The sequence below is a fragment of the Rhizobium sp. 05L419 genome (genome assembly GCF_056397845.1).
The window spans coordinates 101,566-115,115 of record NZ_JBFTOF010000003.1 but is presented as its reverse complement, the minus strand read 5'-3'; the positions used below and the strand labels follow the sequence as shown (position 1 = coordinate 115,115).

Here is a 13,550-nt window from a genome sequence, read left to right as displayed (position 1 = left end):
TATGGAAAATGGAATCGGCGGCGGGCGATGAAGCAGTATCTCGATCTCTTGAACCATGTGACGCAAAGCGGAACCGATCGCGGCGATCGGACGGGTACGGGCACGCGTTCGGTGTTCGGTTATCAGATGCGCTTCGACTTGGCAGAGGGCTTTCCGGTTCTGACGACCAAGAAGCTGCATCTGCGCTCCATCATTCACGAGCTTTTGTGGTTCCTGAAGGGCGAGACCAATATCGGCTACCTCAAGGAGAACGGTGTCTCCATCTGGGACGAATGGGCTGACGAGGACGGCGATCTCGGCCCTGTCTACGGTGCGCAGTGGCGCTCGTGGCCGGCGCCGGACGGCGGCCATATCGACCAGATCGCAAATCTCGTTGCGGGTATCGTCAAGAACCCGAATTCGCGCCGCCATATCGTGTCGGCCTGGAACCCGGCGGAGGTGGACAGCATGGCGCTGCCGCCATGCCACTGCCTGTTCCAGTTCTATGTCGCCGACGGCAAGCTTTCCTGCCAGCTTTACCAGCGGTCCGCCGACATATTCCTCGGCGTGCCGTTCAATATCGCTTCCTACGCTTTGCTGACGATGATGGTGGCTCAGGTGACCGGGCTGAAGCTCGGCGATTTCGTTCATACGCTCGGTGATGCGCATCTCTATCACAATCATTTCGAGCAGGCGAAGCTGCAGCTGACGCGCAATCCGAAGCCTCTGCCTTTCATGCGCATCAATCCCGATGTGAAGGATATCTTCGGATTTAAGTTCGAAGATTTCGAGTTAATCGGCTACGAGGCAGACGCCAGCATCAAGGCGCCGATTGCCGTCTGACCGGGGAAATTCATGTCCGATATTCGCAAGACCATCGTGGTTGCCGTCGCTGAGAACGGCGTCATCGGCCGCGACGGCGACATGCCCTGGAAGCTGTCGACCGATCTGAAGCGCTTCAAGGCACTGACCCTGGGCAAGCCCGTCATCATGGGCCGCAAGACCTATGATTCGATCGGCAAGCCGCTGTCTGGACGTCCGAACGTGGTGATTTCCCGGCATGCGGCCATCGATCATCCCGGAGTGAGGACGGTCGCCTCTTTATCTGATGCAATCGCTCTTGCCGAGGAGTTGGCGCGGCGCGAAGGCGTCAGCGAAATCTGCATCATCGGCGGCGGACAGATCTATTCGCAAGCCATCGGCCTTGCCGATCGTCTCTGCGTCACTCATGTGTGGACCGGCGTGGAGGGCGACACATCTTTCCCGGCTATCGATCCGGCGGTTTGGAGTGTTGGGGAAACTGGCGATGTGCCGGCCGGTGAAAAAGACAGCTACCCCACCCGTTTCGTCGTCTACGACAGGCGTTGAACGCCGAAAACCAACTATTTTCCAATAAATATCGCCAAGTTCCTCATGTCGCGTTGAAAGCCGATGCGGCGATACCTATAACGGTCACGATCGCAGATATCCGCCGCCCCCGTGGGTTCGGCGATCGCAAGTTTTAACGAACAACGAGGTTTTGATGCCCTGGAGCAATCAGAATGGCGGCGGCGGCCCTTGGGGCGGCGGCGGCGGTAACAATCAGGGACCATGGGGGCAGGGGCCGAACCGCCCACGCGGCGGTGGCGGGAAGGGCGGTCCGCCCGATCTTGAGGATATCATTCGACGCGGTCAGGACCAGCTTCGCGGCATCGTGCCCGGCGGGTTCAACACCGGCGTCCTGCTTATCGTTGCGGCTGTCGTCGCAGCATTCTGGCTTTTCCAATGCGTCTATATCGTGCAGCCTGATGAGCGTGGCGTGGAATTGCGCTTCGGCAATCCGAAGCCGGAAATTTCGATGCCCGGCCTGCACTTCCACCTGTGGCCGATGGAAACGGTCGAGATCGTCAAGGTGACGGTTCAGCAGCAGAACATCGGCGGGACGACGTCTTCGTCGGCGACCGGACTGATGCTGTCGGGCGACCAGAACATCCTCAACGTCCAGTTCTCGGTGTTCTTCACCGTGACCGATCCGAAGGCCTATCTCTTCAACGTCGAGAACCCGGCGGAAACGCTGCAGCAGGTCGCCGAAAGCGCCATGCGCGAAGTCGTCGGCCGCCGTCCTGCGCAGGATACGTTCCGCGATAACCGCCAGCCGATCGAAGCCGAAGTGGCCGCCATCGTGCAGGGTACGATGGATCGCTATCAGAGCGGCATTTCGATCAACGCGATCACCATTCAGGACGTGGCGCCGCCCCGTGAGGTCGCCGATGCCTTCGAAGAAGTGCAGCGCGCCGACCAGGACAAGCAGCGTCTCGTCGAAGAGGCGAACCAGTACGCCAACCAGAAGCTCGGCCAAGCCCGCGGTGACGCGGCGCAGATCCGGGAAGCGGCTGCCGCGTACAAGGATCGCGTCGTCAAGGAAGCGGAAGGCGAGGCGCAGCGCTTCAACTCCATCAACGACGAATATACCAAGGCTCCCGAAGTGACGCGCAAGCGGCTGTTCCTCGAAACGATGGAACAGGTGCTGAAGAATTCCAAGAAGGTCGTGATCGACGAGAAGCAGGGGGTCGTACCCTATCTGCCGCTCAACGAGATTGGCAAACCCGCACAGCAGGGAGGTTGAGACATGACTTCGAACAAGCTTCCCGTCATTCTCATCGTTCTCGCGGTGCTGCTGCTCGGCGTCTATTCGTCGGTCTTCGTGGTCAACGCGCGCGAGCAGGCGATCGTGGTCCGGTTCGGTCAGATCCAGTCCGTCAAGACAGAGCCAGGCATCTACTTCAAGCTGCCGTTCACCTTCATGGATGCGGACCGCGTCCAGATTGTCGAAAAGCAGGCACTGCGCTTTGATCTCGACAACATCCGCGTCCAGGTGCGCGGCGGTGCGACCTTCGACGTCGATGCCTTCGTCATCTACGATATCAAGGACGTTCGCCGCTTCCGCGAGACGGTTTCGGGCGACCGCGAGTCTGCCGAGGCACGTCTTCGCACGCAGCTCGATTCATCCCTGCGCCGCGTTTACGGTCTGCGTGATTTCGACGCCGCCCTTTCCGAAGAGCGTGTCGCGATGATGCTCGAAGTTCGTGACGACCTGCACCGGGATGCCGAGGCACTTGGTCTCAATATCCAGGACGTCCGTATCCGTCGTACCGACCTGACGCGCGAAGTTGCGCCGAAGACCTACGACCGGATGCGCGCCGAACGTTTGGCGGAAGCCGAACTGCTGCGCGCGCAGGGCGGCGAAGAAGGGCAGCGCCGTCGCGCGATCGCCGACAGGCAGGTGGTGGAGATCACGGCCGAAGCGCAGCGCGACTCCGAAATCCTGCGAGGTCAGGGTGATGCCGAACGCAACCGTCTGTTTGCCGACGCCTTCAACAAGAACCCGAACTTCTTCGAGTTCTACCGTTCGATGGCGGCCTACACCACGGCGATGTCTTCGCAGGATACGACCCTGGTGCTGTCGCCGAACTCGGAGTTCTTCCGCTACTTCAACAGCGCTTCGGGCTTCCCGGGGGGCGTTCCGCCGGTGCCTGTGACGACGCCAGCCGCTCCGACGCCGCCGGCTGCGCCTGCGAACTGATCGCGCTCGATCGCGCTTTGTAAACGAGGGGCCGGCATCTTGCCGGCCCCTCGCATTTTAGCAGTGCGCCGTGCTCGCCTCGACGCTTCTGGTGTGTCGCATGCAGATTGCCCGGGATTTCTCGAAAAGGTGATTTCACCCTCCATCATTCCGCCTTATGCTCATGGTCAGAGTGCGCTTTTGACCCATACGAGGATGCTTGATGGCCCCCACGATACGCCCGACCTACAGACGATCGCTCGCTCTCCTGGCCGGCGCTGCACTTCTGGCTAATGTCGGTTTCACCGGGGTGGTCCATGCGCAGGGCACACCGCCGACGAACGGTCCGGCGTCCGTCGCCGACCTTGCCGAAGGGCTTCTCGATGCGGTCGTGAACATCTCCACGTCACAGAATGTGAAGGACGACGAAGGGGCGGGTCCAGCGCCGCGCGCGCCCGACGGCTCGCCTTTCCAGGAGTTCTTCAACGACTTCTTCAACAAGCAGAAGGGCAAGCCGGGCGGCAACCACAACGTCAATTCGCTCGGTTCGGGCTTCGTCATCGATCCCCAGGGCTACATCGTCACCAACAACCACGTGATCGAGGGTGCTGACGACATCGAGGTGAATTTCGCCGACGGCAGCAAGCTCAAGGCCAAGCTGATCGGCACCGACACGAAGACGGACCTCTCCGTGCTGAAGGTAGAGCCGAAGACGCCGCTGAAGTTCGTCAAGTTCGGCGATTCCAGCGGTATGCGCATCGGCGACTGGGTGATGGCCATCGGCAATCCGTTCGGATTCGGCGGATCGGTGACCGTGGGCATCATTTCCGGCCGTGGCCGCAATATCAATGCCGGCCCCTACGACAACTTCATCCAGACCGATGCGGCAATCAACAAGGGCAACTCCGGCGGACCTCTCTTCAATATGAAGGGCGAGGTGATCGGCATCAATACGGCGATCATTTCGCCGAGCGGCGGTTCGATCGGCATCGGCTTCTCCGTTCCTTCGGAGCTTGCAGCAGGCGTCGTTGAGCAGCTGCGCGAATTCGGCGAGACGCGGCGCGGCTGGCTTGGTGTGCGCATTCAGCCGGTGACCGACGACATCGCCGACAGTCTCGGGCTATCGAGCGCCAAGGGTGCGCTTGTCGCAGGCGTCATCAAGGGTGGGCCGGTCGACGACGGTTCGATCAAGGCCGGCGATGTCATCTTGAAATTCGACGGCAAGGCCGTCAACGAAATGCGCGACCTTCCGCGCGTGGTGGCGGAAAGCCCGGTTGGCAAGGAAGTCGATGTGCTGGTGCTGCGCGATGGAAAGGAGCAGACCGTCAAGGTGAAGCTCGGCCGCCTGGAAGACAGCGATCAGGCAGCTTCCAACGATGCCGGTTCGGATAACTCGCAGGGCGGCATCATCAATCCGGATCCGGATGAGAACCAGGATATGGATGAGCCGGACGGCGACCAGACCCAGCCGGTTCCCGATGGAAAGGGCAAGCCCTCACAGCCGGCGCCGGATGCGTCGTTGGCCAAGAATGTTCTCGGTCTCTCGCTCTCGGCGTTGAGCGCCGAAACCCGCAAGACCTTCGGTATTGCCGAAAGCGTTGATGGCGTTCTCGTTGCCGAGGTGGCGCCTGGATCGCTTGCCGCCGAAAAGGGATTGAAGGCAGGCGACGTGATCGTCGAGGTGGCGCAGGAGTTCATGCGCTCTCCGGAGGCCGTCGCTGCCAAGGTGCAATCGCTGAAGCAGGAAGGCCGGCGCAACGCCCAGATGATGATCGCATCGGCGAATGGTGATCTGCGCTTCGTCGCAGTGCCGATGGAATGAGTGTCGGGACCGGGCCTTCGGGCCCGCTCCATCACGCCTTGACGAAATCCGACTTCCTGTAGCCCTGGATGTAAAGCAGGGCGCTGAGGTCACCGTGGTTGATCTCGATCTTCGCTTCAGCTGCCACGGCCGGCTTGGCGTGGAGCGCGACGCCCGATCCGGCCAGATGCAGCATGCCGAGATCGTTCGCACCGTCGCCGACGGCGATCGCGTCTTCCGTCGAGATGCCAAGCTGTTCCGAGATGTCGTTGAGTGCGTCGACCTTGGCCTGCCTGCCGAGGATCGGCTCGGCGACGAAGCCGGTCAGGATGCCGCTTTCTTCGAGCAGGATGTTGGCGCGGTTTTCGTCGAAGCCGAGCGTCTCAGCGATCCGTCTCGTGAAGACGGTGAAGCCGCCGGAAACGAGGGCCGTATAGTGCCCCTTCGATTTCATCGTAGCGATCAGCTCCGGGCCACCTGGCGTGAGCGTGATGCGCTTGGCAATGACGTCGTCGACCACGGAGATCGGCAGACCCTTCAGCAAGGCGACGCGCTCGCGAAGGGCCGGTTCGAAGGCGATTTCGCCATTCATCGCGCGGGCGGTGATCGCCGCGACCTTGTCCTTGAGTCCGACCTCGGCCGCCAGCTCGTCGATGCATTCCTGCCCGATCATGGTCGAATCCATATCGGCGATCAACAACTGCTTGCGGCGCGTTTCCGTCTCTTGGATGACGAGATCGATCGCCGCGCCGGCGATCGCTGCCAGAATGCCGGCTCGTGCGGCCTTCGCCTCCGTGCCGTCGCGAAGGGCGATGTCGCAGGCAATTCCGTCGGCGAGCCAATAGAGACCGGACGCTTTCACTGCCTCGGCAGCCTTCTCGGCGATAGCAGGCGTAAGAACGGGATTTGACGGATTGGCAACAAGCGTGGCAACGAGGGCCATGATGGAAAACCTTCTGAGCGCAATGGACGCGATCCTGATAACCGGGCCGACCGCCAGCGGCAAGTCCGCGCTAGCGGTTGAATTGGCGAAACGCCGAAACGGCGTCGTCGTCAACGCCGACAGCATGCAGGTTTACGATACGCTGCGAGTGCTGACCGCGCGTCCCTCCGACGACGATATGCAGGGCGTGCCACATTGTCTCTACGGCCATGTGTCGGCCGGCAACGCCTATTCGACCGGCGCCTGGCTGCGCGACGTGGAGGAGCTACTGCCCCGTCTTCGGGCCGAAGGTCGCCTACCGATATTCGTCGGCGGCACCGGCCTTTATTTCAAGGCGCTGACAGGCGGCCTGTCGGACATGCCGGCGATTCCCGATGAGGTCCGCGCCCGCCTGCGTGCCCGCCTGCAGGAGGAGGGCGCCGAGCGTCTTCATTCGCAGCTGACCGATGGCGATCCGTCCGTTGCCGCAGGGCTCAGCCCGCAGGACGGGCAGCGGATCGTCCGGGCGCTGGAGGTGCTGGAGGCGACCGGCCGGTCGATTGCCGACTTCCGAGGCCGGGCAGGTCCGGTGATCGTGGATCCGGGGGCTGCACAGAAGATCGTCGTGCTGCCGGAGCGGGCCATCCTGCATGCGCGGATCAACGGCCGGTTCGAAAAGATGCTGGAGGAGGGGGCCGAGGATGAGGTCAAGGCGCTTCTCTCCCTTTCGCTCTCTCCTGACATGCCTGCCATGAAGGCTATCGGCGTTTCCCAGATCGCAGACATGCTCGACGGTACGATGTCTCGCAGCGAGGTTCTTGAAAAAGGCGCTGCGGCGACCCGCCAATATGCCAAGCGGCAGATGACATGGTTTCGCAACCAGATGGATGAGAGCTGGGAACGTCGGTGACGATCCGCCGTCAATCCTTGTCGTAGAGACTGCTGAGCGGCTTCTTCAGGATGCTTTCGCGCAAGGAGACGCCGGGCTCGCGGCGAATGCTCACCGGCGCTGTCGGTGGCTCGGGTGGCCGTTGCGGTTGCCTCAGGTCCGCCCGCATCTCGCGACGGAGCGCCTCAAGTCGACTGTCGATGGACATGTCGGCGGCTGCGCCGAAACCGTCGCGCGAGGGTTGCGGGGCGAGCGGTTCGCGCGGTGCAGGCGCGCGCGGCAGCATGTCCTGGCGGTACGGTTCGATCGGCGCAAGCGGCGGAGGGGTCGTCGTCTGGACCGGGATGATCGGAGGGTAACTGCGGTCAGCAAAATCCAGGGGGTACTCTGCGTCGCTCTCCTCGTGCATGCCAGCGGAGGCGGCCTTGTAACTCTGCTGGAAGGCGGAGATATCGGGTCCGCTGACAGCACGCATGCGCGTCACGATCTTGCGCAGATCGACGTTGTCCGGATCTTCCTCGACGACCTTGGCGCTGGCACTGGCGCTGTTCGCCTTTGGAATCAGTTCTTCGGAGACACGCGAGAAGCGCATGCGCATCGGCACGCTGATGGCCTCGCCGAATGCAATTGCCTCGCCGTTGCCGATGGAGGAAATGAAGCTCGTCGTCGAGATGGACGAGTTCGGGATGGCCGACCGGATGATCTCCTGGTCGCGGTCGTTGGAAAGGCGCATGGCAAAAAGCGTCGAGCATTGCGACAGGATCGTCTGGTCCAGCTCTCCCGGACGCTGCGTGATGATACCGAGCGAAACGCCGTATTTGCGGCCTTCCTTGGCAATGCGGGCAATTGCCTGCCTTGTCGGGAAGAAGCCGAGGTTCGGATCTGACGGAATGTAGCGGTGTGCTTCTTCGCAGACGACCAACATATGAATGGCGCCCTCGCTCCAGAGTGCGATTTCGAAAGCCATGCGGCAAAGTACCGATGCAACCGAATTGACGACTTCGGACGGGATGCCGGAGAGCTGGAAGGTGCAGATCGGCCTGTTGTCGCCGGGTACGCGGAAGATTTCGGCCACTGTCTCCATGATCGTGTCGCTGATCGTATTGTTGGAGAACATGAAATGGTAGCGCGGGTCGTTGATCGCGGCGATGATGCGCATCTTCAGCGAACGCAGCAACGGCTTTTCGCTGCGGCCTTCCAGGCGCCCGATGCGTTCGTCGATCAGGGCAAGCAGGTCCGCCATGCGGTAGGGAACCGGCGTATCGGCGGTGATCGAGCTTTTTTCCGTGGCGCGCCGAACCAACGAATTGTCACTGCCGCGAAACGCACGTTTTGCTTCCGGCAGGATATCGCGGAGCATGTCCAGCTCTTCCGGCACCGGCGGTCTGCCGCGGAAGACGACTTCGGCAAACTCCTCCAGCCGCATCAGCCAGAAAGGCAGATCGAGCGTATCGGTGTCGACGACGACCGAGTGTTTCGGGAAAGCGGCAGCGAATTCGTTGTGCGGATCGAGGATCAGGACGCGCAGCTTGGGGTCGGCCTCGATCGCCTTGTGCAGCAACAGCGAGACGGCGGTTGATTTGCCGACGCCGGTCGATCCGACAATGGCAAAGTGCTTGGACAGCATCGAGGGAACGTGGATCGCCGCATCGATGCTTTCGTCTTGCGTCAGCTTGCCGATCACTGCAGTGGTGCCGCTGCCCGCATCATAGATGCGCATCAGATCGGTGGTGCGGATACGGTGGGCGACGGCGCCCAGATAGGGATAGCACGAAATGCCGGTCGAGAATTCTTCGGTGCCGTCCTCGTCGACCCGGACTTCGCCCAGCAGTTCCGTCTCGACCTTGAAATAGTTGTCTTCGCCTTCACCCCAGGCATGGCTACCGGTATTCATGGAATAGACCAGCGCCACCACGCGGTTGCGGCCGACGCTGATCGAAATCAGCCTGCCGACGGACCAGAGTTCGGTGAGATCGGTACCTCCTGCTTCGGCGGTGGCGCCGATCGTAGCCTTGGAACCGCTGCACGCGACGACGCGACCGAGAAGCCTGTTCCCCGGTACTTGGCTGTCGCGGCGGTCATTCTCGCCTGCTTCACCTGACGTCTGTGAGTCGCTGTTCAGCAAAGGGCTACTCCCTGCGGTAGCAAAAGAGGATAAGAGCGAACCTTTAATAAAACCTTCAACCCGTCGCCGGCTCCATTCGGTCGGCTATGGCGAGCGCTGGATTTTTATTGCTGTCAGCGTTGACGATGCGAAAGTTTCTGTCTATCACTTCCGGCCATGAAGATAGCAGCAGCTCTTATCGTGGTGGGACAGCGCATGGGCAGGATGGTGTAACCATCCGGCGATAGCCACCCATGCGCTACACAACAGGCTCCCGAAGGGGCCTTTTTTTATGCCCGAAATTCGGGCTCCCGGACACAGAATTCAAATCCAGCAGTCAAAACGGAACAAAAACATGACGGGCACGGACAAGCAGACGGACGATAATCGTATGACGGGGGCGGAGATCGTTCTCCGTGCGCTGAAGGACAATGGTGTCGAGCACCTCTTCGGCTATCCGGGTGGTGCGGTGCTGCCGATCTACGACGAGATCTTCCAGCAGGACGACATCAAGCACATCCTCGTTCGTCACGAGCAGGGTGCCGGCCACGCGGCCGAAGGCTATGCCCGTTCCACCGGCAAGGTCGGCGTTATGCTCGTCACGTCAGGTCCGGGCGCGACCAATGCCGTCACACCGCTGCAGGACGCGTTGATGGATTCGATCCCGCTCGTCTGCCTGACCGGCCAGGTCCCGACCTCGCTGATCGGCTCCGACGCATTCCAGGAATGCGATACGGTCGGCATCACGCGTCCCTGCACCAAGCACAATTGGCTGGTCAAGGACGTCAACGAGCTGGCCGCGACCATTCACGAAGCGTTCCGCATTGCGCAGTCGGGTCGTCCGGGACCTGTCGTCGTCGACATTCCGAAGGACATCCAGTTTGCCACCGGCACCTACACGCCGCCCGCAGCACATGCGATCCAGAAGAGCTACCAGCCCAAGGTTCAGGGTGACCTGAACCAGATCCACGCTGCAATCGAGCTGATGGCGAATGCGCGCCGTCCGGTCATCTACTCCGGCGGTGGCGTCATCAACTCCGGTCCCGAGGCTTCCAAGCTGCTGCGCGAACTGGTCGAACTGACGAACTTCCCGATCACCTCGACATTGATGGGTCTCGGGGCCTATCCGGCGTCCGGCAAGAACTGGCTGAAGATGCTCGGCATGCACGGGTCCTACGAAGCAAACATGGCGATGCATGATTGCGACGTCATGGTCTGCATCGGCGCGCGTTTCGACGACCGCATTACCGGTCGTCTCAACGCGTTTTCGCCCAACTCCAAGAAGATCCATATCGACATCGATCCGTCCTCGATCAACAAGAACGTTCGCGTCGATATCCCGATCCGTGGCGATGTCGGCAATGTTCTCGAAGACATGGTTCGTCTGTGGCGGGCCCTGCCGAAGAAGCAGGAGAAGAGCCAGACCGACGAGTGGTGGGCGGATATCGCCCGCTGGCGTGCGCGCAACTCCTTCGCCTACACCAAGAGCAACGACGTCATCATGCCGCAATATGCTCTGGAGCGCCTGTTCGCCCTGACCAAGGACCGCGACACCTACATCACGACTGAGGTCGGCCAGCATCAGATGTGGGCTGCGCAGTTCTTCGGCTTCGAGCAGCCGAACCGCTGGATGACCTCGGGCGGCCTTGGCACCATGGGTTACGGCCTGCCGGCGGCGCTCGGCGTCCAGATCGCCCATCCGGAAAGCCTCGTCATCGACATTGCCGGCGATGCATCTATCCAGATGTGCATCCAGGAAATGTCAGCAGCGATCCAGCACGATGCGCCGATCAAGATCTTCATCATGAACAACCAGTACATGGGTATGGTGCGCCAGTGGCAGCAGCTGTTGCACGGCAACCGCCTGTCGAACTCCTATACGGAGGCGATGCCCGACTTCGTCAAGCTGGCCGAAGCCTATGGTGCCGTCGGTCTGCGTTGCGAAAAGCCCGGCGATCTCGATGCGACCATTCAGGAAATGATCGATGTCAAGAAGCCCGTCATCTTCGATTGCCGCGTTGCCAATCTCGCCAACTGCTTCCCGATGATCCCGTCGGGCAAGGCACACAACGAGATGCTGCTGCCCGACGAAGCGACGGATGAGGCGGTCGCCAACGCGATCGATGCCAAGGGCCGCGCGCTCGTTTGATCACAAGGTAGAGGAACCCACACCATGAATGCACACCTACAGCCGACGGGCTCTGCCTATTTCATTTCGCCTGAAACTGCGACCGTCGAGAGCCACACGCTTTCGGTTCTCGTGGACAACGAGCCGGGCGTCCTTGCCCGCGTCATCGGCCTGTTTTCAGGCCGTGGCTACAATATCGAGAGCCTGACGGTTTCGGAAACCGAGCATCAGGCGCATCTCTCGCGCATCACCGTCGTAACGCGCGGTACGCCGCATGTGCTGGAGCAGATCAAGGCGCAGCTCGACCGCATCATACCGGTGCACCGGGTCGTCGATCTGACGGTTCGCGCTCGCGAGCTTGGGCAGGAGCGGCCGATCGAACGCGAAGTGGCACTGATCAAGGTGGTGGGCGAGGGCGAGACCCGGGCCGAGACGTTGCGTCTGGCCGATGCCTTTCATGCCAAGGTGGTCGATGCTGCCGTCGGACACTTCATTCTCGAGCTGACGGGCAAGTCCTCCAAGATCGATCAGTTCGTGGCGATCATGAAGCCGCTCGGCCTGATCGAAGTCTGCCGCACGGGGATCGCGGCGATGAACCGCGGTTCGCAGGGTATGTAAAGGCCTTCCATTTTTCTGGTGCTGCGAAGCCGTTGGGGATCAGAGCATCTCCAGCGGCTTTTTTCGTGCCGGCGGCGGGAAGGCGGCGTCGAGCGCCGCCCAATCCTCGTCGGTGATGTCGAGCGCGACGGCATCGCGGTTTTCGGCGGCGCGCGCAGCGTTCGCGGTCTTCGGGATGACAATCAGGCCGTCGCGTTCCAAAAGGAATGCAAGGGCTATCTGGGCCGGCGTCGCCTGATTGGCTTTGGCGATGCGTATCAGTTCGGGGTGATGCAGGATGCGGCCCTGCTCAATCGGCGAATAGGCCATGACGGGGATGTTGCGGTGCTGACACCAGGGCAGCAAATCGAACTCGATGCCGCGGCGCGAAAGATTGTAGAGCACCTGATTGGCGGCGACGTTTTCGCCCGAGGGAACTGTCAGCAGTTCCTCCATGTCTTCGGTGTCGAAATTGGAGACGCCCCAGGTGCCGATCTTGCCGGCAGCTTTCAGGGCCTCGAATGCGGCGATGGTCTCTGCGAGGGGATGATCGCCGCGCCAATGGAGGAGATAGAGATCGATGCGGTCGGTTCGCATGCGAGAGAGGCTACGTTCGCAGGCTTCGATCGTGCGCTTGCGGCTGGCATTCCACGGATAGACCTTGCTGACGAGGAAGACGTCGTCGCGCCTGCCGCGGATCGCTTCTGCGACGATCTTTTCGGCACCGCCCTCGGCATACATCTCCGCGGTGTCGATGAGCGTCATGCCAAGGTCGAGGCCGGCCCGGAGGCTCTCGGCTTCGCGTTTCGCTTCGGAGGGATTTTCGCCCATGTTCCAGGTGCCCTGGCCGAGTGCCGGCACCTCGGTGCCATCAGGGAACCGGATGGTGGGGATAGGGTCGTCCTGCATCGATTCCTCCCGTGTTGTCGGCTTTTCGGCTAAGTGATATACATTGGATATCAAAGGTGAGATATGACAAAAGTCACGATTTCCAAGTGGGGCAACAGCATCGCCATACGCCTGCCGAAGGCGGTGACGGAGGAGCTGCGTCTCAGTGCAGGCGATGTCGTCAACCTCGACGTCAGCAATGGCAAGGCGACGATCGAAAAGCCGAAGCAGAGACAAGCGCCGAGCTTGGAGGAGATGGTTGCCGAGATAAAGCGGCTCGGTCCGGAGAATGAACCGGAGACCGTCGACTGGGGACCAGACGTCGGCTCGGAGCGCTTTTACGACTATGACTGAGCGGTTGCTGGAGGCTGGTGATATCGTCCTCGTCAATCTGGATCCCGCCCGCGGTACGCAGCAATCGGCAGTGCGCCCAGCTATCGTTATTTCGCGCGCCGTGATGCACGAGGTCTCCAAGCGGATCGTTGTTTGCCCCATTACGCGAAATCTGATGCCGTGGCCCACGAAAGTCTTGATACCTGCAGGTTTCAAGACCCGTGGCATGGTTCTGACTGATCACGTACGAACCTTAGATCACGAGATGCGGGTTTTGCGGCACATCGAGACTCTTCCATTGGAGTTTGCAACACTTGTCCGCAGCTATGTGGGCAGGCTACTCGGGCTCGAGGTCGCCATTCCGTAAT

The 13,550-nt window shown here is 61.2% G+C and carries 13 protein-coding genes; 10 read left to right on the top strand and 3 right to left on the bottom strand.

Annotation, left to right across the window (positions count from 1 at the left end):
• The first annotated feature begins 27 nt into the window (after nucleotides 1-27).
• The 5 genes from AC1DMK_RS04640 (at nucleotide 28) to AC1DMK_RS04620 (ending at nucleotide 5,342) form a co-directional block, all read left to right on the top strand.
• Nucleotides 28-822 (top strand): thymidylate synthase, encoded by a 795-nt coding sequence (locus tag AC1DMK_RS04640; protein ID WP_477857420.1) that lies wholly within the window; start codon nucleotides 28-30, stop codon nucleotides 820-822.
• A 12-nt stretch (nucleotides 823-834) separates the two neighbouring features.
• Nucleotides 835-1,347: a dihydrofolate reductase gene (locus AC1DMK_RS04635; protein ID WP_477857418.1), complete on the top strand. Its 513-nt coding sequence runs from the start codon at nucleotides 835-837 to the stop codon at nucleotides 1,345-1,347.
• Nucleotides 1,348-1,501: 154 nt separating this feature from the next.
• Nucleotides 1,502-2,584 (top strand): FtsH protease activity modulator HflK, encoded by a 1,083-nt coding sequence (gene hflK / locus AC1DMK_RS04630; RefSeq protein ID WP_037066241.1) that lies wholly within the window; start codon nucleotides 1,502-1,504, stop codon nucleotides 2,582-2,584.
• Nucleotides 2,585-2,587: 3 nt separating this feature from the next.
• Entirely contained in the window at nucleotides 2,588-3,541 is a 954-nt protein-coding gene (hflC, locus tag AC1DMK_RS04625; RefSeq protein ID WP_037066239.1) for a protease modulator HflC, read from the top strand.
• Between the two features lie 202 nt (nucleotides 3,542-3,743).
• Nucleotides 3,744-5,342: a DegQ family serine endoprotease gene (locus AC1DMK_RS04620; protein WP_037066236.1), complete on the top strand. Its 1,599-nt coding sequence runs from the start codon at nucleotides 3,744-3,746 to the stop codon at nucleotides 5,340-5,342.
• Between the two features lie 31 nt (nucleotides 5,343-5,373).
• Here the strand turns inward: AC1DMK_RS04620 and serB are convergent, their stop codons facing one another.
• Nucleotides 5,374-6,264 carry a phosphoserine phosphatase SerB gene (serB, locus tag AC1DMK_RS04615; RefSeq protein WP_477857415.1) on the bottom strand — a complete coding sequence of 297 codons (891 nt, stop codon included), beginning with the start codon at nucleotides 6,262-6,264 and terminating at the stop codon, nucleotides 5,374-5,376.
• Here serB and miaA point away from each other — a divergent pair.
• Nucleotides 6,263-7,153, top strand: coding sequence for a tRNA (adenosine(37)-N6)-dimethylallyltransferase MiaA (gene miaA, locus AC1DMK_RS04610; RefSeq protein ID WP_080725610.1), 891 nt, complete (start codon nucleotides 6,263-6,265; stop codon nucleotides 7,151-7,153). The two genes, serB and miaA, sit on opposite strands and share 2 nt — an antisense overlap.
• Before the next feature lie 10 nt (nucleotides 7,154-7,163).
• Here miaA and AC1DMK_RS04605 read toward each other — a convergent pair whose 3' ends face one another.
• Nucleotides 7,164-9,257 carry a helicase HerA domain-containing protein gene (locus tag AC1DMK_RS04605; protein WP_037066231.1) on the bottom strand — a complete coding sequence of 698 codons (2,094 nt, stop codon included), beginning with the start codon at nucleotides 9,255-9,257 and terminating at the stop codon, nucleotides 7,164-7,166.
• Nucleotides 9,258-9,591: 334 nt separating this feature from the next.
• On the opposite strand from AC1DMK_RS04605, the gene AC1DMK_RS04600 reads away from it, so the two are divergent.
• Nucleotides 9,592-11,385 (top strand): acetolactate synthase 3 large subunit, encoded by a 1,794-nt coding sequence (locus tag AC1DMK_RS04600; protein WP_477857413.1) that lies wholly within the window; start codon nucleotides 9,592-9,594, stop codon nucleotides 11,383-11,385.
• A gap of 24 nt (nucleotides 11,386-11,409) precedes the next feature.
• The gene (gene ilvN, locus AC1DMK_RS04595) at nucleotides 11,410-11,982 is read left to right on the top strand and encodes an acetolactate synthase small subunit (RefSeq protein WP_037066226.1); all 573 of its coding nucleotides are present in this window, start codon (nucleotides 11,410-11,412) and stop codon (nucleotides 11,980-11,982) included.
• 39 nt (nucleotides 11,983-12,021) lie between these two features.
• Here ilvN and AC1DMK_RS04590 read toward each other — a convergent pair whose 3' ends face one another.
• Nucleotides 12,022-12,870: an aldo/keto reductase gene (locus AC1DMK_RS04590; RefSeq protein ID WP_477857412.1), complete on the bottom strand. Its 849-nt coding sequence runs from the start codon at nucleotides 12,868-12,870 to the stop codon at nucleotides 12,022-12,024.
• Between the two features lie 63 nt (nucleotides 12,871-12,933).
• Between AC1DMK_RS04590 and AC1DMK_RS04585 the strand changes: the two genes are divergently transcribed.
• Nucleotides 12,934-13,203, top strand: a complete 270-nt coding sequence (locus tag AC1DMK_RS04585) for an AbrB/MazE/SpoVT family DNA-binding domain-containing protein (RefSeq protein WP_037066221.1) — start codon at nucleotides 12,934-12,936, stop codon at nucleotides 13,201-13,203.
• The gene (locus tag AC1DMK_RS04580) at nucleotides 13,196-13,549 is read left to right on the top strand and encodes a type II toxin-antitoxin system PemK/MazF family toxin (RefSeq protein ID WP_477857410.1); all 354 of its coding nucleotides are present in this window, start codon (nucleotides 13,196-13,198) and stop codon (nucleotides 13,547-13,549) included. Before AC1DMK_RS04585 ends, AC1DMK_RS04580 begins: the two co-directional genes overlap by 8 nt.
• The last annotated feature ends 1 nt before the right edge of the window (nucleotide 13,550 follow it).